General features: G+C 57.4%; 19 protein-coding genes, 1 tRNA gene and 1 riboswitch. Of the genes, 13 read left to right on the top strand and 7 right to left on the bottom strand.

The annotated features are described in order from the left end of the window. Positions 1-27: 27 nt before the first annotated feature. Positions 28-108, bottom strand: a riboswitch (SAM riboswitch). Positions 109-236: 128 nt separating this feature from the next. Both RBB47_RS03580 and RBB47_RS03575 read left to right on the top strand, forming a co-directional pair. Next, a complete protein-coding gene (locus RBB47_RS03580) occupies positions 237-1,373 on the top strand; it encodes a 2'-deoxycytidine 5'-triphosphate deaminase (RefSeq protein WP_305984370.1) in 1,137 nt (378 codons plus the stop codon). A 2-nt stretch (positions 1,374-1,375) separates the two neighbouring features. Next, positions 1,376-1,933: a YigZ family protein gene (locus RBB47_RS03575; protein ID WP_305984369.1), complete on the top strand. Its 558-nt coding sequence runs from the start codon at positions 1,376-1,378 to the stop codon at positions 1,931-1,933. Between the two features lie 667 nt (positions 1,934-2,600). Here RBB47_RS03575 and RBB47_RS03570 read toward each other — a convergent pair. Next, positions 2,601-4,055, bottom strand: a complete 1,455-nt coding sequence (locus RBB47_RS03570) for a gamma-glutamyltransferase (RefSeq protein ID WP_305984368.1) — start codon at positions 4,053-4,055, stop codon at positions 2,601-2,603. A gap of 151 nt (positions 4,056-4,206) precedes the next feature. Beyond that, the gene (locus tag RBB47_RS03565) at positions 4,207-4,998 is read right to left on the bottom strand and encodes an ion transporter (protein ID WP_371932732.1); all 792 of its coding nucleotides are present in this window, start codon (positions 4,996-4,998) and stop codon (positions 4,207-4,209) included. Positions 4,999-5,152: 154 nt separating this feature from the next. Between RBB47_RS03565 and RBB47_RS03560 the strand changes: the two genes are divergently transcribed. After that, positions 5,153-5,226: transfer RNA gene (locus tag RBB47_RS03560), tRNA-Gly, on the top strand. Positions 5,227-5,339: 113 nt separating this feature from the next. On the opposite strand, the gene RBB47_RS03555 is transcribed toward RBB47_RS03560, so the two are convergent. Beyond that, complete coding sequence (locus tag RBB47_RS03555) at positions 5,340-5,744, bottom strand: hypothetical protein (protein ID WP_305984366.1); 405 nt, start codon at positions 5,742-5,744, stop codon at positions 5,340-5,342. A 111-nt stretch (positions 5,745-5,855) separates the two neighbouring features. Between RBB47_RS03555 and RBB47_RS03550 the strand changes: the two genes are divergently transcribed. From RBB47_RS03550 to RBB47_RS03520, 7 genes are all read left to right on the top strand, one after another. Continuing rightward, a complete protein-coding gene (locus RBB47_RS03550; RefSeq protein WP_305984365.1) occupies positions 5,856-7,277 on the top strand; it encodes a tetratricopeptide repeat protein in 1,422 nt (473 codons plus the stop codon). A 45-nt stretch (positions 7,278-7,322) separates the two neighbouring features. Further along, the gene (locus tag RBB47_RS03545) at positions 7,323-7,571 is read left to right on the top strand and encodes a hypothetical protein (RefSeq protein ID WP_305984364.1); all 249 of its coding nucleotides are present in this window, start codon (positions 7,323-7,325) and stop codon (positions 7,569-7,571) included. A gap of 376 nt (positions 7,572-7,947) precedes the next feature. After that, the gene (locus tag RBB47_RS03540) at positions 7,948-8,199 is read left to right on the top strand and encodes a hypothetical protein (protein WP_305984363.1); all 252 of its coding nucleotides are present in this window, start codon (positions 7,948-7,950) and stop codon (positions 8,197-8,199) included. 40 nt (positions 8,200-8,239) lie between these two features. Next, on the top strand, positions 8,240-9,022 hold the full coding sequence (locus RBB47_RS03535) for a hypothetical protein (RefSeq protein ID WP_305984362.1): 783 nt from the start codon (positions 8,240-8,242) through the stop codon (positions 9,020-9,022). Continuing rightward, positions 9,015-9,803 (top strand): FkbM family methyltransferase, encoded by a 789-nt coding sequence (locus RBB47_RS03530; RefSeq protein ID WP_305984361.1) that lies wholly within the window; start codon positions 9,015-9,017, stop codon positions 9,801-9,803. Before RBB47_RS03535 ends, RBB47_RS03530 begins: the two co-directional genes overlap by 8 nt. 495 nt (positions 9,804-10,298) lie before the next feature. Further along, positions 10,299-11,351: a TRAP transporter substrate-binding protein gene (locus RBB47_RS03525; protein WP_305984360.1), complete on the top strand. Its 1,053-nt coding sequence runs from the start codon at positions 10,299-10,301 to the stop codon at positions 11,349-11,351. A 208-nt stretch (positions 11,352-11,559) separates the two neighbouring features. Beyond that, positions 11,560-12,327 (top strand): sulfotransferase, encoded by a 768-nt coding sequence (locus tag RBB47_RS03520; protein ID WP_305984359.1) that lies wholly within the window; start codon positions 11,560-11,562, stop codon positions 12,325-12,327. A gap of 52 nt (positions 12,328-12,379) precedes the next feature. Here the strand turns inward: RBB47_RS03520 and RBB47_RS03515 are convergent, their stop codons facing one another. Together RBB47_RS03515 and RBB47_RS03510 are read right to left on the bottom strand one after the other, a co-directional pair. After that, entirely contained in the window at positions 12,380-13,108 is a 729-nt protein-coding gene (locus RBB47_RS03515) for a sulfotransferase domain-containing protein (protein WP_305984358.1), read from the bottom strand. Continuing rightward, positions 13,105-14,820 (bottom strand): glycosyltransferase family 4 protein, encoded by a 1,716-nt coding sequence (locus RBB47_RS03510; protein ID WP_305984357.1) that lies wholly within the window; start codon positions 14,818-14,820, stop codon positions 13,105-13,107. The genes RBB47_RS03515 and RBB47_RS03510 overlap by 4 nt, the downstream gene beginning before the upstream one ends. Before the next feature lie 297 nt (positions 14,821-15,117). Here RBB47_RS03510 and RBB47_RS03505 point away from each other — a divergent pair, with 297 nt between their 5' ends. Next, a complete protein-coding gene (locus tag RBB47_RS03505) occupies positions 15,118-15,693 on the top strand; it encodes a class I SAM-dependent methyltransferase (RefSeq protein ID WP_305984356.1) in 576 nt (191 codons plus the stop codon). A 28-nt stretch (positions 15,694-15,721) separates the two neighbouring features. On the opposite strand, the gene RBB47_RS03500 is transcribed toward RBB47_RS03505, so the two are convergent. Further along, positions 15,722-16,012, bottom strand: a complete 291-nt coding sequence (locus tag RBB47_RS03500; protein ID WP_305984355.1) for a hypothetical protein — start codon at positions 16,010-16,012, stop codon at positions 15,722-15,724. A gap of 135 nt (positions 16,013-16,147) precedes the next feature. Next, on the bottom strand, positions 16,148-16,729 hold the full coding sequence (locus RBB47_RS03495; RefSeq protein ID WP_305984354.1) for a hypothetical protein: 582 nt from the start codon (positions 16,727-16,729) through the stop codon (positions 16,148-16,150). 646 nt (positions 16,730-17,375) lie between these two features. On the opposite strand from RBB47_RS03495, the gene RBB47_RS03490 reads away from it, so the two are divergent. After that, a complete protein-coding gene (locus RBB47_RS03490; protein WP_305984353.1) occupies positions 17,376-18,650 on the top strand; it encodes an NHLP bacteriocin system secretion protein in 1,275 nt (424 codons plus the stop codon). Positions 18,651-18,654: 4 nt separating this feature from the next. Continuing rightward, a complete protein-coding gene (locus tag RBB47_RS03485; protein ID WP_371932731.1) occupies positions 18,655-20,811 on the top strand; it encodes an NHLP family bacteriocin export ABC transporter peptidase/permease/ATPase subunit in 2,157 nt (718 codons plus the stop codon). Positions 20,812-20,814 lie beyond the last annotated feature (3 nt).

The raw sequence follows: 20,814 nt of genomic DNA, 5'->3' as shown, positions 1-20,814 counted from the left end.
ACGCAAAAAACCCCAGCCTCAAGACCGGGGTTCGCACCTCCGGCCTTTTTTAGCGAGTTGTTTAACGTGGCTGCAAGCCGGCCGGCCCAAATCACCACGGAATGGGTCTGTCCTACGGGAAAAGGGTGCGAGGGTCAATCATCTTTGGCGAAAAGGCAGCACCTTCGACAAACACGGTTGGCTGGAACCAAACCATCCTTTAAGGATTCCAAAGGGAAAGAATCTGGAAATTCTCGATGAACGTGTCAGCGGGGCGGGCCTTGGACGGAAGCGCAACTCTTAAAGCAAACGGTATCTTGCCCGAGCGGATCATTCGCGCGATGTTCGTGGCCGGAGAAATTTCTGCAACCGAGGCCCCGGTGAGCGGCCAGATCCAGCCGGCAAGCCTCGATTTGCGCCTTGGAGCGGTCGCCTACCGCGTGCGCGCCAGTTTCCTGCCCGGCCCCGACATCCGCGTTGCCGACCGGCTGGAAGAGCTGAAGCTTCACACCGTCGACCTGAAGGACGGCGCGGTGCTGGAGACCGGCTGCGTCTATATCGTGCCGCTGCAGGAGAGCCTGGCCCTGGCCGCGGACATCTCGGCGACCGCCAACCCGAAAAGCTCAACAGGGCGGCTCGACGTCTTTACCCGTGTCATCACCGACCATGGCCTTGCTTTCGACACCGTACCTGCCGGGTACACCGGCCCTCTTTACGCGGAAATTTCACCCCTTACCTTTCCAATCCTCGTGCGCAGTGGATCCCGTCTCAGCCAGATCCGTTTCCGGCGCGGGCAAGCACTGATTCCGGACGCCGATCTGGAGGACGTTCACAGAACGCACACATTGATGAGCGGCGGCAACGAACGCATCGGCGGCGGTGTGCAGTTGTCGATCGATCTGGAAGGCGATGGCCCCGGAAGTCTGATCGGCTATCGGGCCAAACATCATTCCGGCCTGATCGACGTCGATGCAGTCGGTGCACAGGACCCGCTCGACTTCTGGGAGCCCATTCATCGGCGCCGGAAAGGCGAGCTGATCCTTGACCCGAATGCATTCTACATTCTGGTGAGCCAGGAAGCCGTGCACGTGCCGCCGGACTATGCGGCCGAGATGGTGCCCTTCGACCCCCTCGTCGGCGAGTTCCGCGTTCACTATGCCGGTTTCTTCGACCCCGGCTTCGGCCATGCCGGCGCAGGCGGCGTCGGCTCGCGGGCCGTGCTGGAAGTGCGCTCGCATGATGTGCCCTTCATCGTCGAACACGGCCAAACCATCGGACGACTGGTTTATGAGCACATGGCCGAACGTCCCGAGACACTTTACGGCGAAGGCATCGGTTCGAACTATCAGGGACAGGCCCTGAAGCTGTCGAAACACTTCAGGGTGCCCACCTAAAAATGCCCTTCAAAACCGTGACCCGGGAGTCGGAGGGGTTTCTGGAAGATCGGAAATCCCGCTTTCTGGCGTATCTGGTACCGGTTGACCGGTTTGACTTGCGTCTCGAGGAACTGCGTAAGGAACACAAAAAGGCCAACCATATCGTCACGGCGCACCGCCGCCTCATGAACGATGGCCGTATCGAGGAAAGTGGCAAGGATGACGGCGAACCGGCCGGAACCTCCGGCATGCCGACGCAGAGGGTTCTGCAGGGTGCAGAACTGATCAATTGTGCCGTTTTGGTCGTGCGCTATTTCGGTGGCACGAAACTCGGTGGCGGAGGCCTTGCCCGCGCCTATTCCGGCGCGGCGCAGGACGCGATCAACGCAGCCGAGCTGGTCCCATTCCAGAAGATGATCACCCGGACCATCAGTGCAGACTTCGCATCGAGCTCCGAGCTTGAACGCCGGATCGCCGCGCTCGGGCTCAAGGTGGTCACAAGGGCTTTCACCGAAGATGGCGTCACGCTGACCGTCGAGGGGCCGGAAGAGGATCTCGCCGCGCTGCAATTGTCGTGACCCCCGACGCTTTCGCGAAGGATTTGCAGATTTCGGTGATCGGCGGAGGCTGATGTTTACGTAACTCCGGTGTACGAAGAGACGGAGTTGAAGATGAAAGTGAAACTGTTGCTGGCCGCGATGCTCTTGGGACCGGTGCTCGCCGGTTGCCAGACAGCCGGACCGACGACCTCTGAGCCGCCGTCCACGGAAGAACGGCGAGGCTATTGAGGTGGCCTGAGGTTCGAAAGGCCCAGGCGCAGCCTTCGAGGTTTCAGGACCGCACGAAAAGATCCGCGCTTGTTAGAGAGCTTCCAGCATCACCCGGGACACATGGCTGGCAAACGGTCTTCGACAGCAAGGGGGGACACCGCGCTCCGCTCGCGCCCGTTCATACGCAACTCAAGAACCGACGTTAGCGCGGCGCCTTCAGAGACAGGGAGGACAATCGTTGCGAATGTGCTCTGTCGACGGGCGCCCTTGCCTAATCCTGAGGAGGAGCGCCAGGTCCGTCTCGAAGAATGCTCTGCCAAATCAAGAGCCTGCCGCCTATCCTTCGAGACGCCGCTAAAGCGGCTCCTCAGGATGAAGAAGACGGTTTTGAGGGTAGATTTTCGTGATATCCATACCCTCCACCGTCATCCCGGACGAGCTACAAGCTGATTTGGCCGCGCCCTGCGATCCAGCCTCACGCAACGACGATCGCTGCACCTTCCCTGCGATCGTCTCCAATGCTCGTAAACTGCCCGCTGCTGTCGGCGCAGACAGCATGCACACCGCCGAAGAACATGTTTTTTTCCGGCCAGATGCGGTGATCCGGGAAAAGGTCTTGCAGGGGCGCAATCGCACCGCCTGCGCCGGGTTCTTCGACGTCGAGATGATCATTTTCGACGTGGAGCCGCGGTGCGCGTACAGCCTCCGCCAGCTCGGCGTCTGCAAGGCACATGCGGGCGACAACCTGAAAGATCGCCGAGCGGATCCTGTTGGACCCACCTGACCCAAGCGCGATCAGGCGTCCATCCGGTGCGTCGATCAGGGTCGGGCACATCATCGAGGCAAGCCTCGTGTCCGCCGGCCAGTCGGCCGAACCGTGCGGATTGACATCCTCTTCTCCGAGAATGTTGTTCGGCATGAAACCGTAGCCGTCGACGATCTCACCATTGCCGGTTCCGTTGGACACGGTGACCGAACAGGCGTTCCCGGAGGCGTCGACAGTCGAAATATGCGTCGTTCCCTTCTGGCGCAGCGGGCGATCCAAAAGCCTGCCGAGATCTCCACGGGCCGACAGGCGCGCCTTGTCGGTTGCGTTAAGCGCATTGGCCATGCCGGTCATATCGCAGCCATCCAGTTGCATGAATGCGTAGCTGATCAGCGTACCGCATGCGGCCGGCAACGGATTGAGAAAAACGGTTGCGCCGCCAACATCAACACCAAGCGGCTCACGCGCAACCACTTCGTATCCTTCCAGGTCTTCCCGTGTCAGATGTCCGCTGCCTTGCTGCATCGCCAGCAGCCGGTCGGCGGCACCTGTTTGAAGCCAGCTGGAGCGCGCCAGTTCGGAAAACAGATCGGCAAGGTCTGAATTGTAGAAATCCGATCCGGCAGCCGCGAGATCACCTGAAGGGGCGAAGAGAGTTCGCGCAGGCGCAGTCGCGGTCAGAATCGGCCGCACCACCGTCGACAGGTAATGCTGATACCGGGTGACCCGGTGACCGGATCGGCCGGCCTCGATCGCGGGAGCGAAGAGGTCCGCGAAAGAGAGAGCCGCGCCGTTTTCATGCAATGTTGTGAGACCGGGGAGAAAGCCCGGCGTTGCAACTGTCGCAGGACCGATGTGGAACGTCTGTGTCGCTGATCCGAAATCGGCCGTGATACTGCGAAATCCATCTGCCAAATCACCGCGTTTCTGCTTCGGTGTTTGCGGAAAAAAGTCGAGCAATGCCGTTCTTCCGGTCTGCCCGTCGCGGATCATGGCAAAGCCGCCACCGCCGGGAGACGCCAGAACCGGTTCGCACACGCAGGCCATGGAGAGTGCGGCAATGGCTGCATCAATGGCGTTCCCGCCCTCACGCAGCATGGACGCCCCCGCCTCCGCGGTGAGCTGATGACCTGCTGCAATGGTGCCCTTTGGTTCTGCTGTCATGTCTCTGACAAATCACGCGTTTCACGGAAAGGCAAGCGCGGTCAATTCAGAACCCTGCGGGAGCGCATTTCGGTTAGCCAAAAAGACGCAAAGTCGTGAACTTCATGCAACAAGTTCAGCGCAGTGGTTTTGGCGAAACCAACATGACCCGTCACTGCCGGACAGCGGTCCGCAGTTCCTTCAGCTCTGCGCGCAGTGCCTTGACCTCTTCCAGAATCTGACCTGTTTCATCGTGGATTGCCTGCCGGTTGGCATCGGCTTCTGCCTCGTGCTCCTCCTGCATGGCGGAAACGATAATACCGATGAAGAGGTTTAGAACCGTGAAAGCAGTACAGAGGATAAAGGGCACGAAAAACAGCCAGGCATGGGGGTAGACCTCCATGACCGGGCGGACGATGCCCATGGACCAGCTTTCCAGCGTCATGATCTGGAACAGCGAATAGAGCGATGCGCCGAGATCACCGAACCATTCGGGAAAGGCCTCACCGAACAGCTTGGTCGCCATGACGCCGAAGACATAAAAGACCAGCGCCATCAGCACGACAATGGAGCCCATGCCCGGAAGCGCGGCGATCAGGCCGCCAATCACCCGGCGCAGCGACGGGACGACAGATATCAGGCGCAGGACACGCAGGATACGCAAGGACCGAAGAACGGCCAGGGTGCCCGTTGAAGGAAGCAACGCGATCGCGACGATGACAAAGTCGAAGATGCTCCAAGGATCCTTGAAGAATTTCAGCCCGTGCGCGTAAAGCCGCAAGGCCAGTTCAACGACGAAGATGCCCAGAATGATCTGGTCGATCAGAACCAGCCAGTCACCGACGCTGTTCATCACGGGTTTGCTTGTTTCCAGCCCAAGCGTCACCGCATTCAGCACGATGATCGAAATGATGCAGAATTCCCAATTGCGTGAGGTGACCAGCGCCCTGACCTGATTTCGCATGTACCTGACCCGGAGTTTGACCGTTTTGCTGAAGCGCTGCCGCGCCGGCGCGAACATGGCGATTTCTACGCTGCAGCGCAAGATCAACTAAGACGGAAAAGCAAACACCCAGCTTGACACAGTCACCAAGTCAGCTCAGATAACACCTCACGCGGCGGGTGTAGCTCAATGGTAGAGCAGGAGCTTCCCAAGCTTAAGACGAGGGTTCGATTCCCTTCACCCGCTCCAGATCATTCGATGACCAAGTCTGCGCCAAAGACACTTTCCAAGTTCACTGAAAGACCGCTCAAAGGTCTTCCCGCAGCTTTTTCCGGAGCGCCCAAGCGGTCAGAAATCAGGGGCTATTCGTTCCCCGCGTCGGCGTCGTATGACTTGATTTCATCACTGTCATCGGAAAAGAGGAGGTCGATTTCGCGTTTGAGCGCGGACCGGTCCTCGTTGAAGGAGAATATCGCCCGCGCGACGGAAACATAGTCTTCCATTTGAGAAGACTGAAGGGGATGCGTGAACGTGCGCACCCGGTTTTCAAGGTCCCAAAGGTCCTCGTTGCGTTTCTTCAGCTTCTCCTCAAGTGCTTCCAGCTCTTGCCCATCGTGGAAATGCGTTCGCCGAAGTGCTTCGAAGGCTGCGAGTTTCGCTTGGGCAGCATCGGTTTGCGGAGCGTCGGAACGCAGCTTCTTTATTCGCAGGATTGTGAGCCTGTCGAAAAAGTCTCCCGGAGACACCTCAATTTTTATGTTTGCCATTTCTCGGCCACCTGCCTCTAATCCGAACAAGCACGAAATTCTAGGTGCACGGCAATCGGGCTGCAATATGAAGCACCTGCCGTGACGGGCGAGCTACCGGGCGGTACCAAGATGGCAGACACTCAACAGGATGAAGAGCGGGCCGTCGAGCTCTATCAGCAGGCACGTCAACTGCACCTTGAGGGTGAGGTCGAAAAGGCCCGAGCACTCTACAAAAGGGCACTCGCGAACCATCCCCGGCAAAGCGCGGTCTATAACGATCTGGGTGTCGCGCTGCGCGCCATGGGTTATCCGCGAGCTGCGATCGGCTGCTATCGCCGCTCCCTTGCGGATGAGCCCGAGGATGCAGACGCCTGGTCGAACCTTGGAAACGCCTATCTTGAAATCGCAGACAATGTCTCTGCCCTTCATGCCTTCCAGCAGGCGCACAGGCTCGACCCCGAAGAGCCGATCTACCTGAAAATGCTGGGTATGGCGCACTTCGCCAACCGCCATTTCGAAAAGGCGGAAACAGAACTCAAGGCTGCGCTGGACCTGGAACCGGACGATACTGAAACACGGTTGACATTGGGCATAACCCGGCTGCATCTCGGCCGAATTCAGGAAGGTTTTCAAGACTATGAAATACGCCTGAGCCTGGAACCCGACACGCAGAGCGAACACGTCGCCCCGGCCTGGCAGGGAGACGCCCTAAAGGGGCGCAGCCTTCTGGTTCATGCCGAGCAGGGACTGGGCGATGTCTTGCAGTTCTCACGTTTTCTGCTGCCCCTCCAGGAGCGCGCTGACGGGCCCATTTGCGGACTGGTGCAGAAACCTCTCTTGAGGCTGTTTCAGGCGAGTTTCCCGGAGATCCCCTTTGTAGCCGTTGGAGAACCAACGCACCCACACCATGTGAGTGTCGCCTTTCCCTCCCTGCCGGCCAAACTCGGGACAGGTTATGATCAGATCGCCACCCGCTTCCCCTATCTCAAGGCCGGGCAACCTTCATGCGTTCTTCCTCAAACCGGTCAACCGAAAGTCGGTTTGACCTGGTCCGGAAACCGGGAAAAACTGAACCGAAGCTGTCCCTTTTCGCACTTTGTCGGATTGACGGAAGTGGCCGGTGTGGACTTTTACAGCTTTCAACGCGGTGCTCCGCAAGGCGACATCGAAGAACACGGAGCTGAAGCCCTGATCGTTGATCTTACCGGCGACCTTGAGGACTTTGCCGACGACGCCGCGCTTGTTCAGCAGCTTGATCTCGTCATCACGATTGACACCTCATTCTGTCATCTGGCCGGGGGCCTCGACGTGCCGTGCTGGACACTCCTCACACCCAGGGCGGACTGGCGTTTCATGACCGATCAGCTTGAGACGCCATGGTATCCCGGCATGAGATTGTTTCGCTTCGACGAAAATGACAGCTGGGCCAGCTTCATTTCGCGCGTTCGCGACGCGCTTTCCGCCTGGACGGAGCAGTGGCAGGAGGTTTGCAAACCCGCCGAAAAAGACGCTATAGTGCACGGATTGAGTGAACGAACACATTTTCCATGACCGAAATTTTATGGCGGTCGAAATCAAGCGATAGTGAGCAAACAAATGTCCGACGACAAAAAAGATTCAACTGAAGACAAGCCCGAGCAGCTGACCGACGAAGAGCTGAACGATGTGGTTGGTGCCGGCAAGTTCACCCAGGCCCGTGTCACGAAAGCGATCAGCGTTGACGCGTTGGTGAACAACGACACGCTGTTTGCAGGTCCCGGTGTTGTCGGTGATACGATTTTTGGTGGCCGCGCCAACACAATCACAACGCCCGGCGTCAAGGGCATCGACAAACTGAAACGCTAGGATCTCAGCTGACAAGTCAGCCTGCAGTCCGGGTCCGGATATAGGTTTCGGAACCTGCGATACCGGTTGACTTGCCTGCCATGAAGAAACACTTGACCGGCCTCGATACCGTGAGGCCGGACGTTTGCGTGCGAGTTGCACAGCGCTCTACGGGGCAACATCACAGAACAGGAAGCGGACGCCCTGCTATCCCATTGTGAGCACCGGGCGAGGCTCGTCTCGCGCGTCTGCAATGGGCTGTCCGACTGGACTGAGCGATGGTTCGAGGTTTGCCAATCAGCCGAAGAAGACGCTATAGTCGCAGCATTGAGCAGCGGACTAAATTTTCCATGACCGCAATTTAATGGCGGTCGACATCAAACGATAGCGAGAAAAAATGTCTGACGAAAAAAAAGATTCAACTGAAGAAAAGCCCGAGCAGCTAACCGATGAACAGCTGGACGATGTGGTTGGAGCCGGAAAGTTCACCCAGGCAATGGCCACAAAGGGGCTAACCATTGACGCAAAGTTGAACAAAGACACCATTAATGCGAGCCCTGGTTTTGCTGCTGCCACGCTGTTTGCGGGTGACCCTGACAAGCCGATCTCGACTCCAAGCATTAAGGGCACCGACAAGCTGAAGCGTTAGGACCTCAGCTTGCAATGAGCCGCCAACCAGGGTCCAGGGTATGAGTTTCAGCACCGGCGATCCCGGCTGGCTTGCCTATTATGAAGAAACGCTCGATCGGCCTCGGTACCGCGAGGCCGGGCGTCTCCTTGCGTCCGGCGCAAAGATTTACTCGCAAAACGACGAAGACGGGATCCTGCAAGAGATCTATCGCCGTATCGGCGTTGAAAATCGCCGATTTATAGAGTTTGGCGTGCAGAACGGCCTCGAATGCAATTCTGTATTCTTGCTGTTGACGGGTTGGAGTGGGCACTGGTGCGAAAGCGACGCCTCAGCCGTCGAAGACATTCGCGGTACATTTGACGTTTTCCTGAAGGCTGGCCGATTGCGCTGCCAGAACGCCGTGGTCACGCCCGACAATATCAACGAGCTGTTCCGCGACGATGGCGATGTGGATCTGCTTTCGATCGACACGGACTACCACGACTACTGGCTCTGGAAAGCGCTTGAGGCAATCCGGCCCCGTGTCGTTGTCATTGAATATAACGCCACCTTGAAACCTCCCCTTTCCCTGACGGTGCCGTATGAACCGCACGAACATTGGGACGGGAGCAGTTTTTTCGGCGCAAGCCTCTCCGCATTGGAAAAGCTTGGAAGCGAAAAAGGGTATGCGCTTGTGGGCTGCTGCTTTTCCGGCGTGAATGCCTTTTTTGTGCGCAATGATCTGATTGGAGATCACTTTTGTGCACCCTACACCGCCGAAAACCACTATGAGCCTCCCCGATACGGTATGCGATACCCGAGGGGCCATCCACCAGGCCTGGGTGTTTACGAAAATGTGTGAGGCTCAAATCGATGGACGGCATGGCCGGTTTCGATTTCTGCGTCACGACACCTGGATCGGCGCATCGCTCGCCAAATACGGCGAATTCTCTGAGCTTGAAACGGCCTTTCTGCTCCGTTTGTGCAAACCAGGACATACGGTTGTTGAGGTGGGCGCTCACATCGGAACGCAAAGCGTCCCGCTGGCACGCCATTTGACCGAACGCGGCACGCTGCACGTATTTGAGCCACAACCACGGCTTTTCCGCCTGCTGGAAGCAAATCTCGCGCAAGTAAAGCCCAGCAATGTGACGATCCACAATGTCGCGGTCGGGGATAGCGCAGACGCGCTTTGCCTGCCGGAGACCGACTATTCGACGGAAGGCAATTTTGGCGGTGTTGCGCTTTCGACTTCGACCGGCGGCGAACAGATTGCCCAGGTCCGCCTCGATGACGTCCTTGATCCTGGCGCGCTTCATCTGATGAAGATCGACGTGGAGGGAATGGAGCTTGCCGTTCTCAAAGGTGCATCCGGGTTGATCAGCCGGTACCGGCCGTTGATGATGATTGAAAACGACCGGTCGGAGAACTCCGCTGAACTTATCGGGCACTTGTTCGACCTTGATTATCGGCTCATGTGGAGCACACCGCCGCTGTTCAACCCCGACAATTTTTTCGGAGAAAGCGAGAATATCTTCCCGGGAATATTCTCCGTGAACATGCTGTGCATCCCGGCGGAACGGTTTGGCGGCGAGATTGGAGAAGACGAGATCACCTCACGGCAAGACCGTCCCTGGCCATAGGAAGACATGGGTGAAACCGTCTAGCGTTATGCGAAAGACACTCTTTTGGCTATTGCCGGAGCCCAGCCCAGCTCCGGGTCTACTTTGCTGGCCCGTCTTCTGACCTCCGTGCCGGAAAACTTCGATGAGGTACATCCCATCTGGCTGGAGGACTGCCGCACCCGGGCGCGAAATGCCCGCGTGGTCGTTGAAAAATCACATCATTCAAATCTGATCCAAACGTCAAGCATTTCTGACCCAGATTTAGAAGCAGCCGTTGGTTGTGCGCGTGGCGAATGCGGCTATGGAGCCCAAATTGCGTGACGCTGCGCGTTTCGCCAAGGCCAGCTTTTCCGGCCCTTGCGATCTTTAGAGTTGTAGCGGAAGCTCCTTTCAAGAAGCGAATTTGAGGTAGAGATGTCGGTGATAGTCCGGCCAGTAACGGAGCATGATCCAATGCGCCGCATCGACTATCGCGTACCCTAAGAAACTAGCGCAACAGTCCCGGAGGACAACATGACAAAGATGACGAAACTGGCCCTAGCTGCATTACCCTTTGTGGCCATGAGCGGGCCGAGCCTTGCGCAGGATATCACAATCACCCTGCAATCTGCTTTTTCGACCAGCCTTCCGGTCATAAACACGATCCGGCAGTTCGAAGCAGAGGTCGAGGCAGCCTCCGGCGGGACGATCCAGATAGAGCTGGCGGAACCTGGCGCGATTGTCCCACCGTTCGACATTCAACAGGCGGTCTCTGACGGCGAGATCGAAGCGGGCTATACCGCTGCGGCATACCTTCATGGGTCCTTGCCCGTTGCGTCGTTTTTCACGTCGATGCCGTTCGGTCCGCAGGCGCTCGATTATATGGCCTGGTTCTACGAAGGCGGCGGGCTCGAGCTCAATCAGCGTATGTATGACGATGCGGGCTTTAACCTTGTGACTATGCCACTAACCTTCACCGGCATGGAATCGGGCGGCTGGTTCAACACCCCCATCGAAGGGACCAACGATTTTGACGGGCTCAAGCTGCGCTGGACGGGGCTGGCCTCGGAAGTGCTGGCAAGCATAGGTGCGGATACTGTGCTGATCCCAGGCGGAGAGATCTTTCCATCGCTTGAACGTGGCGTCATCGACGGGACCGAGTTCAGCTTTCCTCAGGTGGATCTTGCGCTGGGATTTCCGCAGGTGGCTTCTTTCTACTATTTCCCCGGCTGGCACCAACCCTCGACGATGATTGAGTTGGTCATCAACCGCGACGTTTGGGACGGCCTGACAGACAGCCAGCGCACGATCATCGACATGGCGGCCAGAACCAACGCGATGCGTTCGGTCCTGCGGATGGAATACTCACAAGCCGCCGCCGTCGCACAACTGGCAGAACAAGGCGTGGACGTCCGCCTTTACAGCCCCGAGACACTGGACAGCCTCCGGGCAGCCTGGGACGCGCTTGTTTCCGAGATGGCCGCGGCTGACCCCTTTGTGGCAGAGGTCTGGGACAGCTTGCAGGCCGCGCGAACGCAAGAAGACGCCTGGGACGCGTTAACCGAAAAACCTATGCAGCGCCCATGATCGGACGTCCCTGCGCGATCCCTGGGCCTCAGCGCCCGGGGGCTGAGATGAGCCTCTTGCACAACATGAGCCGGGCCACAAAGGGCTCGCAGCCGACATTTTCTGCATTGCAACATGAAGTGAGGCGGGGCCGATGGTCCTGCCGCTCTTGTTTTTGGGCCAGTGGGATTTGGACAAGCCAAACGCCCCTGGCCACCGGAAAATTCCGATGAAACCGTCTAGCGGTATGCGAAAGACACCCTCCTGGATTTTTGTCGGAGCCCAGCCCAGCTCCGGGTCCACTTTGCTGGCCCGTCTTCTGACCTCCGTGCCGGGGTTCACGGGCATTGAGGACCGATGTGAAGGACAGTGGCTCACGCCACAGCTTTACAACGGGGAGACCCGGTGGAACCCCCCTGTGCCGGAAAACTTCGATGAGATACGCCCCATCTGGCTGGAGGCCTGCCGCACCAGGGCGCGAAATGCCCGCGTGGTCGTTGAAAAATCACCGCCAAACCTTTGCCGGATGCATCGCCTGATGGAAGCGTTTTCAGAGTTCCCCCAGTCCCTGGTCTTGCTGACACGGCATCCTCTGGCAATTTGTGCGAGCTGGTCGCAGCGCTATCCTCCTGAAGTCGTCCAATGCAACTGGTGCCCGTACGGGCGCGTGGATCTTCCGGATGCTGCGGCCTACTTTCGGTTCTTGGGGAAAATTTGCGGAGAACGGTTCGCGATGCAGGCCGACCTGCATGAGGTCAGCGACATTTGGATCAGTTATGAAGATCTGACCAGCGATCCCGAAACAGTCTTGGGCAGTGTGTTGGACGCCAGCAAGGTGCGTGAGCGGCGCGAACCGATCGGAGCGCCGATCGGAGACTTTGCGGATCGAAACCGTGGTCTCATCGAAACGCTTTCAACCAGTGCCAGAGCCTCGATCGTGGAAGGCCTGGCACCTTATGCCGGTGCGCTGGAGCGCTTTGGCTATCGTATCGAATGACTGTCTTGGCGACTTTCGGTCTGCATCCTAGGTTCGTTGTCCAGACCTGCGTTCATTCTGATGTGAGATCGGGAAAACTTGTGAAGGCGGCTGTAACCGTGGCCTGTTGCTCCGGGGAGAGCTCCCGTCGCCAGCGGCCAATCTCACCAGACTGAATATGCCGGTCGTTGATGAGGCTGTGAGCGTCTTCGCGCAAATCGCGGTGCCTGTTTTTGCGCACGATCATGTGGTTCACATTGCCGGCGCGAAGCTGCTCCATGATCGCCCGGTGCCTTGTAACCGACGTCGCATCATCGATTTGGTGAGCACGTTCTTCGGAAAGCTGGAACCCAAGATGCTTCGCAATACCGTGGATCTGATCCAGCTTGCGGTCATGAAGATCCCGGTAGTCGATCGTGGGCCATGCCGTTTGAGATCGCATTGCATAGAACAGCGACAAATTCCCCAACGTGAACTCGACCGCCTCTTCAAAAGTCATATCGTGCAGACCCATCAAAGAGACACAAACATCGCGAGGGTCACGATGGCAAAGGAACCCCGTGACGTTGTCATTCGCCAAAAATTCATGCGGCAGCACATCCGGCCAGCCATGCGTATGGATGAGGTCGACCTGTGCCCCTTCTGAACGTGCTTCCAGAAGCTTTGACAAGAGGACGGCCAATTCCGGGCCATGGGGGTTATGCTGCGTGACGGTTGCGCCCTCACCTTCGAACATGGCGCGGACAATCGCTCCCACCAACACAGTTCCGGATCGTGGGAGGCCGGCATTGAACACAATCATATCCGCTCCTCTGCGCTGGAAATCTGCACCAGATTGAATTTGGCCAACCAGATTACCGCGGCTGCGATCTCGTCAAAGGAGTGATCCAGGATCTCTGCCAGTCCACCAACAGAAACCGTGCCGCTGCGAACCAGTTTATGGCTGACCTCCAGCAGCAGATTGGGGGAAACCGGCATGAAGTCGGGCAAGGTGGCTCCGGTCAGCCTGATGTGATCAAGCATCTGTTCACCGGTCAGAGGCTTCGCGTTGCGAAGCAAGTGGTCGCTGGTCAGTTGCGCGCTGGCATAACCCCGGTACTGCAGCAACGGGTTCGGATGGGATGGAGGCGTGCCCTGGGGCGCTTGAAAAGGCTTCGATCCGGCGCCACGCGCACGTTGTGCCATGGCTGCCCACAGTTCCTCCAGCTGCGGGACAATGACCGACCAATCATAGGCCTCGCGGGCCCGGCGACGCGCTGCGGCTCCCATTGCCTTGCGTTTTTCCGGATCTGCAGCAAGTGCGACGATCGCCTCGGAAAAACGTCCGAGATCGACCGCCACCCTTTGTTGTATGCTTCCAAGATACTGCGGATAAGGGGCCGATCCGTCCGTGTACATTTCTGCAAGTCCATCGCCGGTGCGTGGCGCCGCCATAAAGGTGGCAGCCTTCAGTCCGGTTTCACCATCCACGATCGTCTCTGACAAACCGTTCCAGTCCGAGGCCACGACCGGTAACCCGGCAGCCATTGCCTCAACGGGCGCCAGCCCGAAGGTTTCCTGGATATTGTCGACCGGAAAAACGAACATGTCGGCCGCCCGCAACAGACCCAGCTTGGTCTGTTCGTCGCGGCCGTTCGGGAAAGTTACCCGGATGTCGGGTGCAAAGGCTGCTGCCATTTCCCGATGTGCCTGCTCTTCACGGTCATCCTGAAACCAGCCGCACATCATCAGATGCAGTTTTGAAGATATGCTTGATGAAGCCCGCTGGACAGCTGAGAACAGCGGTGCGGGATGCAGTTTCTCAAACGTTGCCAAGCGTCCGATCGACAGCAGCATTATGTCGTCCTGATCAAGCTTCAGTCTCTTGCGCCAAAGGGCTCGATCCTTCGAACTTGATGCGAAGCTTGCGCAGTTGATGCCGAGCGGTATGACGGGCAGATCCGGAGCATGACCGGCAGGTGCCCAACCTGTCTCGATGGCGCGATCGAACTGATAACGCACAACGTCACGCACCGCCTTTGACGTGCATATGATCGTGTCCCCCGGCATTAGAGGAACGCAAAAAAGTTGGTAGATTTCGTTGACCATTTGCGCGGTTGCCATCGTGTGGGTGAGCCCGCAAAGAGCATGGCGGGACCCGATGGAACTTGCCCGTCGTTGCGCGAACGGCGCGAGCGAAGGCCCGGGCAAGACCAGCGTCCCTGGTCCGGCTTGCTCGAAAAACGTATCCAGGCCGTAGAACGCGACCTCGCCTTTCCAACCCGCCTGAGCCGCGAGGTCAGTGAAATGATCTGCGTGGCCAGGATGTTCGGTCACCGCATGCAAGGACTGTTGAACGGTGTGCTGAAAAATACCATTAAGCATGCCGCGCCCGGCCACGTGCCTGCCGATGGGGGGCAATCCCGGCCGTTCAACAATGTCGGGATGATGCAAAAGGGCATAGGGCGCAGCAGTACGATGAGCATCATTCTTGGATTGTGAGGACATCATCGAGGGCCTAAGGTCGAGGCTCATTCACTTGGTTGAATTGGCTCATCAAACGGCGATGAGCTGCAAGGAACGGCCGACAAACGGTTTTCCTGGAGCTTTGCGCTTCGTATCCGAGCAAATTCATCCCTACCAGTTGAGCCAAATGAATGGGTCCGTACCCTAACAACTTGCAAACAAAAACATCGCCATCAGACGCGCGCATTCAGGTTTCAGCGCCAGATAATCAACTGAAGTATACAACATCATCCTGTTGTTGCATGTTTGGATAGCAGCGGTTTCGGTCAGCCGGATTTTCCGCCTTTCAGGATGACGGAGACCACAGTGCAATCTTTCCGCGACCACATCTTGTCCCTGTTTCCAGAACATGCGGAAGGCGCCGAAGTTGGAGTCTGGAGAGGCGACTTCAGCGAACGAATCCTTTCAATTGCAAAGCCCCGCCGCCTGCACCTGATCGACCCGTTCGGAACCCGTCACGAGCCGACCTATGACAAGGCCTGGTATGGCGCACAAAGCGCTGAAGACATGACTGCGATCAGGTCCGGCGTCGAAAACCGGTTCTCGGAAGACATTTCAACAGGCCGTGTGATCTTGCATGCGGAACGTTCCGAGGACGCACTCGCAAAGCTTCCGGACGGTTCCCTGGATTTCATTTACATCGACGGCGACCATACCTACGAGGCTGTTGCCGCAGATCTTGCACAGAGCTTCCGGGTCTGCCGGGACGGCGGTTTGATTTGTCTCGACGACTACGTTTTGGGACGCTGGTGGGAAGACAGCGTTGTTCGGGCCTCAAATTCCTTTTTGGGCGCGCACGCAACAAAATGTCAGATCGTGTTGTGTCATGCAGGGCAACTGGTGATCCAGAAACGCGACGTCGCCTCGCAGGCGATGAAATAGGACCTGCCTGCACCACGGCACACTCAGTTCAACCCGTTGATACCGAGGCGATTTTCACACCCAAAGGCTCTCTGGTTTGATGCGTTGGAGCCTCAGTTTCCGAAGCCGGGACCTCGGCTGCGTGCGATGCCAACCAGTGTTGGTGCTTTTCCTTGAGTGCGTCCATCTCGTTGGAAAAGGCTGCCTGCATCGCGATGAAGGCATCGAAAGGCATATGAACAGTGGTGCCGGCATAACTGGATTGGTCGCTCTCCAGACAGAAGCTCACTGTTCCACCGCTGTATTTGAGGCGCACACACGCGTCTGAGAAGATATTCAAAGGTTACATCCTCGCAAAATCAGTGTTTCCAGATCGACTAGTTCCCTGGGAAACCGGGGCAGGCTCAGATTTCGAGCGTGTCTTCGCAGGCCGTAGCCGCTTGCAGACTTTTTTCTGGCGTCCTCGAAGTCCCGGTTAAATCTCCTCAAGCAACTTTTCCGGTCTGTATTTTTCAATCTCCTGGAACAAACTTTCGGCATTCGGCGTGTATTGTGTGACGCCTTCAAAGCGTGCGCGGTAAGTTGCCAGCGCCTGTGTCATCTTTGCCGGAACAAGTTCTATCTGACCGGCGGGATCTTCTGTTTCCGGCAGCAGATAGCAAAGCGGTTGCCCCCGCGACATCTTGAAATCGACGTCTTTGTCGCTCCACTCGAACGCGAAGTTGATGCTGCGCGGCCACTTGTGCATCGGGTAGCGGCCGGAAACCAGCATACCCGGCGCCCTGACCCCGTCGGGAGACGCAAAAGCCGGCAGCATGTTCAAGTAGCAGACAGTGTCGCAGACAAAAAAGTGCGGAATGGAAATCTGGACAACAGGAACCTTGGGTGTCCGCCACCCGTGAGGCTCATGCACGTAAAACAGGTCCTTGAACCGGTCCGCGGCGATATGCGTTCCCTGATTGATGAGATGAAAATCAAATGTGCCCGGCTCTGACTCCACACATCTGATCTGAACTGAATAGGGTGCAAGGACCTCGATCACGCGTTTTTCGAGCACGTTCACCGCCGGACAGGCCTGGACGCCCTTACGGCTTAACGGTTTGTTCCGAGTCTGCCGCAAAATCCTCGGCTCCGGGAACGCAATCGAAGATTTCAGGATTATCGGCACGAACCCTATTCGGGTCGCCGGGGCACCATTTTCCAAATCCTGTCCACCTCCCGAAATGCCTTGCTGTCAAAAAACCTGCAACAGCCTGAATTTGAAACACAGATCCGCAAAACCGTTGACGTGAACCGAAGCGCACAATTTGCTGCCGAACCTTCAGGCCAAACCGTGAGCAGATATCATTTCTGTCTTTCGCTGAATGTGCAACCGCGACCGACAGCTTAACGAAACAGCAGAGGCGGAAAGACGCGTCGTCTTTGATCAAGAGTTCGGGTCAGTTCTTGAAGACACTAAATTGCAGGCGCACGCCCCTGCAACCTAGAAGCCGGGACCACCTGGCAGTACTTCTACAGTATCGACTTTGAACGGGAGGCGCTGCGGGGCGGCAAACTTTAAGGCTGGTCTTAACAAAGCAGCGCAGGCAGGGTTACCATGCGTAGCGTCCAAGTACATCGGATCTTTGATCGCCGGTGAATTTTTCCAGCCGGATTGTGCTTGGAAGCGGCATTGCCGGAACGTTTGAGCAATTGATACGGTCATGACCAAACAAATTTACAGACAGGCTGCCCTCGACAGACTTTCGTCGCCCGAACAGCTGGACCGCCCCTATTCACTCGTTTCCGCGGGTGCGTGGATATCGCTTCTGATCCTGATTGCGTGCATCCTGCTCGCCTTTGTCTGGGCCCTGTTTGCAGATGCCCCTGTCAAGGTCAGCGGTGGCGGTATTCTCCTTCAGCAACAGGGCTTGAATGAAGTCTCCTCGGAGGCAGCCGGACGCATAGACCGGCTGAACCTTGCCGTTGGAGACTATGTCGAAAAAGACCAGGTCATCGCCAGGTTCAATCGAACCAGGCTCAAGCTGGAGCTGGCGAACGCCGAAGCCGCCCTGGAGGATTCCCAACAACGGCTCGCCTCCCTCGTTGCCTTTTCCCAGGAACAGGAAGAGCTGAAATCCAACGTGAGGAACTCCAGAATCGCAGGGCTGGATCAAGTTGAAAAAATGATGATCCGCAGGAAGGAGTTGCTTGAAAGCCGCGTTGACAGCATCGCTGCGCTTGTTGAGAAACAGCTGACGACACCGGCGAGCCTTATCGCGGTCGAGCTTGAGCTGGCCAACGCCCGGGAACGGTTGCTGGGACTGGAAAACGAACGCCGTTCCATGCGGTCAAGTTTTCTGGAAGAAAAGGTTGAGCGGGATCTCGCCCTGCTTGATGAGAACCTCAAGATCGAGCAGCAAATCCGGTCCATTGAACGCATGAAGCGCCGTCTCAATCTTGAGCAGGCGATTACAAGCCCTCATAGCGGCCAGGTCCTCGAGGTTCGGGTCAATGAAGGCGACGTGATCGACGCCGGTGAAGCGATTGCAACTTTGGCAGTCGAGATGCCCGGCGATGAACTGGAAACCGAGGCTCTCATCTATGTGTCTTCCGTGGACGGCAAGAAGATCAAACCAGGCATGCTTGCCGAGGTTGTTCCCAGCCTGTTCAAGAAATCCAGATACGGGTTCATTCGCGGTCACGTCGTTTATGTTTCCGCGTTGCCGGCCAGCTTCGAAAGCATTCGCACCAATTTGCGCAACGAACGTCTGGCCCAGGAACTTTCTGGCGGGTCGAGTTCGTTTGAGGTCCGGGTTCGGCTTGAAAGAGATCCATCGACGGTCAGCGGGTTAAGCTGGTCGTCAAGCCAAGGACCTGATGACGAAATCCGCCCCGGCACGCTTTTGACCGCAGCTTTCGTTGTTGCCCGCGAACCGGTTGCCGATATCGCCATGCCCGGCCTCGCTGACCGGCTCCAAGCCCTGTGGAAGGACTGAGCGGGTGGGGTTTCCGGGCTGGGTGCGTAATCGGCGAAAGGTACCAACCGTACTGCAAATGGAAGCGGCAGAATGTGGCGCAGCTTCCCTTTCCATGGTCCTGGCACATCACGGCCGGTTTCTGCCGCTGGAGACCTTGCGCGAAGCATGCGGCGTCTCGCGAGACGGGTCCAAGGCCACCAATATCCTGAAAGCAGCACGACAAAACGGCATGACGGCGAAAGGCTTCAAGGCGGAGCCGGACATGCTTGCAAAGATCTCGCTGCCGGCAATCATCTTTGTCGACTTTTGCCATTTCCTGGTTCTGGAAGGCTTCAACAAAACGCACTTTTTTCTCAATGATCCAGCCAATGGCAGACGCAAGGTGGATCAGGAACGCTTCGACGCGATGTTCACCGGGGTCGTGCTTGTGTTCGAGCCCGGTCCCGACTTCGTCAAGACGGACGACCGTCCAAGTCTCGCAAAGGCACTGTTCGCACGCACGAAGGGGCTGCGAAGCAGTATCTTTTTCGTTTTTCTCGCGAGCCTTGCGCTCATCCTGCCCGGGCTCGCCATTCCCATTTTCTCAAGCGTTTTCGTCGACCAGATCCTTGTCCAGGGCCATGACAACTGGCTTTTGCCGCTGCTTGGGGGAATGGCGCTGACATTTCTGTTGCGCTTCGCTTTGTCGGAGCTGCAACGACTTCAGCTCATCAAAGCGCATGCGCAATTGGCAGTTCGGGAAACACGCAGGATGTTCATTCATCTGCTGAAGCTTCCGATTGCGTTTTTCGGAACGCGCTTTGCCGGCGACATTGCCACACGGCTTGACCTGAGCACGGGGCTTGCCGGGCTCCTTACCGGTGATATTGCTGCCAGTTTCCTCAGTCTGATCACAGGCGTGTTTTTTCTGGGGCTGATGTTGAGTTACAGCCCGCTCATCACCGCCTGCGTGGTTTTGCTCTCCCTGTTCAGCATTGTTGCTGTCGTCCTGGCGGGAAAACAAGCGGCCGAAGGCCACCGCAAACTGTCGGTTGAGGGCGGGAAACTCCATGGCGTGGCCTTGTCCGGACTGGCGGACATGGAGAGCTACAAGGCAGCAGGATCGGAAGATGCCTTCTTCCAAAGGTGGGCAGGCTCTCAGACAAAAATTCTCGATATCGAGCAGGACCTGGGAAAACGCCTTCTGCTGACCCAAAACCTTCCGGTGCTGCTCAATGCGCTGACAACGGCCGCCATTCTTGTGCTGGGTGGGCGAGCGGTCATGAACGGATCGATGACCATCGGCTCGCTGGTTGCATTTCAAAGCCTGGCAGTCAGCTTTTCCGCTCCCCTGCTCACGCTCACTGGCATGGTGACATCGTTTCAGGAAATTCGCTCCTACACGGACAGGATCGAAGACGTTGTGCGCCATCCGGTCGACCGACGTTTTGAGCCGGCGCTTGAGCGAGGCATTGCCCCCGAAGATACAGGAACTCTTGAGGTCGAAAACATAAGCTTCGGCTACCTGCCCCTGGCCGATCCGCTCATAGAGGGTTTCTCCCTTAGTGTAGCGCCTGGTGGCAGTGTCGCGCTCGTGGGCGCATCCGGATCGGGCAAGTCGACAATCGGCCGCCTGGTGGCTGGACTTCTGACGCCGACAGCCGGAGAGGTCCGGATCGGGGGAATGCCAATCCGGTCCTGGCCTCGAAACAAGTTGGCGAATTGCGTCTCCTATCTGGACCAGGAGATTGTCTTGTTTGAAGGCTCCGTCCGGGAAAACGTGTCCATGTGGGACGAAACGCTCTCAGAGGAGCAGATCATAGTAGCTGCCAAGGACGCTCAGATTCACGACGTCATTTCGTCGCGCGCCGGCGGGTATGACAGCCTCGTCGCACAGGATGGTGTGAACTTCTCGGGAGGACAAAGACAGCGGCTGGAAATTGCGCGCGCCCTGGCGACAAACCCGGACATTCTCGTTCTGGACGAGGCAACCAGCGCACTGGATGCAATCTGCGAGGTGGATATCATGCGTGCCATCAAGGCGCGCGGCATCACTCTCGTTGTGATTGCCCACAGACTGAGCACCATTCGCGACTGCGATGAGATACTGGTTCTCGATAACGGCAACGTGGCGGAACGTGGCACCCATGACGAGCTGATTGCATTGAACAATCGCTACGCAGAACTGATCGAGGCCTAGCAG

The sequence above is a fragment of the Roseibium sp. MMSF_3544 genome (assembly GCF_030732845.1).
Taxonomy (GTDB): domain Bacteria; phylum Pseudomonadota; class Alphaproteobacteria; order Rhizobiales; family Stappiaceae; genus Roseibium.
The sequence above is the reverse complement of the archived record's forward strand: the minus strand, read 5'-3'. Positions and strand labels throughout refer to the sequence as shown.

Coding starts and splice junctions, on each gene's coding strand:
- RBB47_RS03555 (WP_305984366.1), bottom strand. CDS start 5,744: ATGGCAAACATAAAAATTGAGGTGTCTCCGGGAGACTTTTTCGACAGG.
- RBB47_RS03565 (WP_371932732.1), bottom strand. CDS start 4,998: ATGCGAAATCAGGTCAGGGCGCTGGTCACCTCACGCAATTGGGAATTC.
- RBB47_RS03510 (WP_305984357.1), bottom strand. CDS start 14,820: ATGAGCCTCGACCTTAGGCCCTCGATGATGTCCTCACAATCCAAGAAT.
- RBB47_RS03525 (WP_305984360.1), top strand. CDS start 10,299: ATGACAAAGATGACGAAACTGGCCCTAGCTGCATTACCCTTTGTGGCC.
- RBB47_RS03550 (WP_305984365.1), top strand. CDS start 5,856: ATGGCAGACACTCAACAGGATGAAGAGCGGGCCGTCGAGCTCTATCAG.
- RBB47_RS03535 (WP_305984362.1), top strand. CDS start 8,240: ATGAGTTTCAGCACCGGCGATCCCGGCTGGCTTGCCTATTATGAAGAA.
- RBB47_RS03575 (WP_305984369.1), top strand. CDS start 1,376: ATGCCCTTCAAAACCGTGACCCGGGAGTCGGAGGGGTTTCTGGAAGAT.
- RBB47_RS03570 (WP_305984368.1), bottom strand. CDS start 4,055: ATGACAGCAGAACCAAAGGGCACCATTGCAGCAGGTCATCAGCTCACC.
- RBB47_RS03520 (WP_305984359.1), top strand. CDS start 11,560: ATGAAACCGTCTAGCGGTATGCGAAAGACACCCTCCTGGATTTTTGTC.
- RBB47_RS03490 (WP_305984353.1), top strand. CDS start 17,376: ATGACCAAACAAATTTACAGACAGGCTGCCCTCGACAGACTTTCGTCG.
- RBB47_RS03545 (WP_305984364.1), top strand. CDS start 7,323: ATGTCCGACGACAAAAAAGATTCAACTGAAGACAAGCCCGAGCAGCTG.
- RBB47_RS03540 (WP_305984363.1), top strand. CDS start 7,948: ATGTCTGACGAAAAAAAAGATTCAACTGAAGAAAAGCCCGAGCAGCTA.
- RBB47_RS03580 (WP_305984370.1), top strand. CDS start 237: ATGAACGTGTCAGCGGGGCGGGCCTTGGACGGAAGCGCAACTCTTAAA.
- RBB47_RS03530 (WP_305984361.1), top strand. CDS start 9,015: ATGTGTGAGGCTCAAATCGATGGACGGCATGGCCGGTTTCGATTTCTG.
- RBB47_RS03515 (WP_305984358.1), bottom strand. CDS start 13,108: ATGATTGTGTTCAATGCCGGCCTCCCACGATCCGGAACTGTGTTGGTG.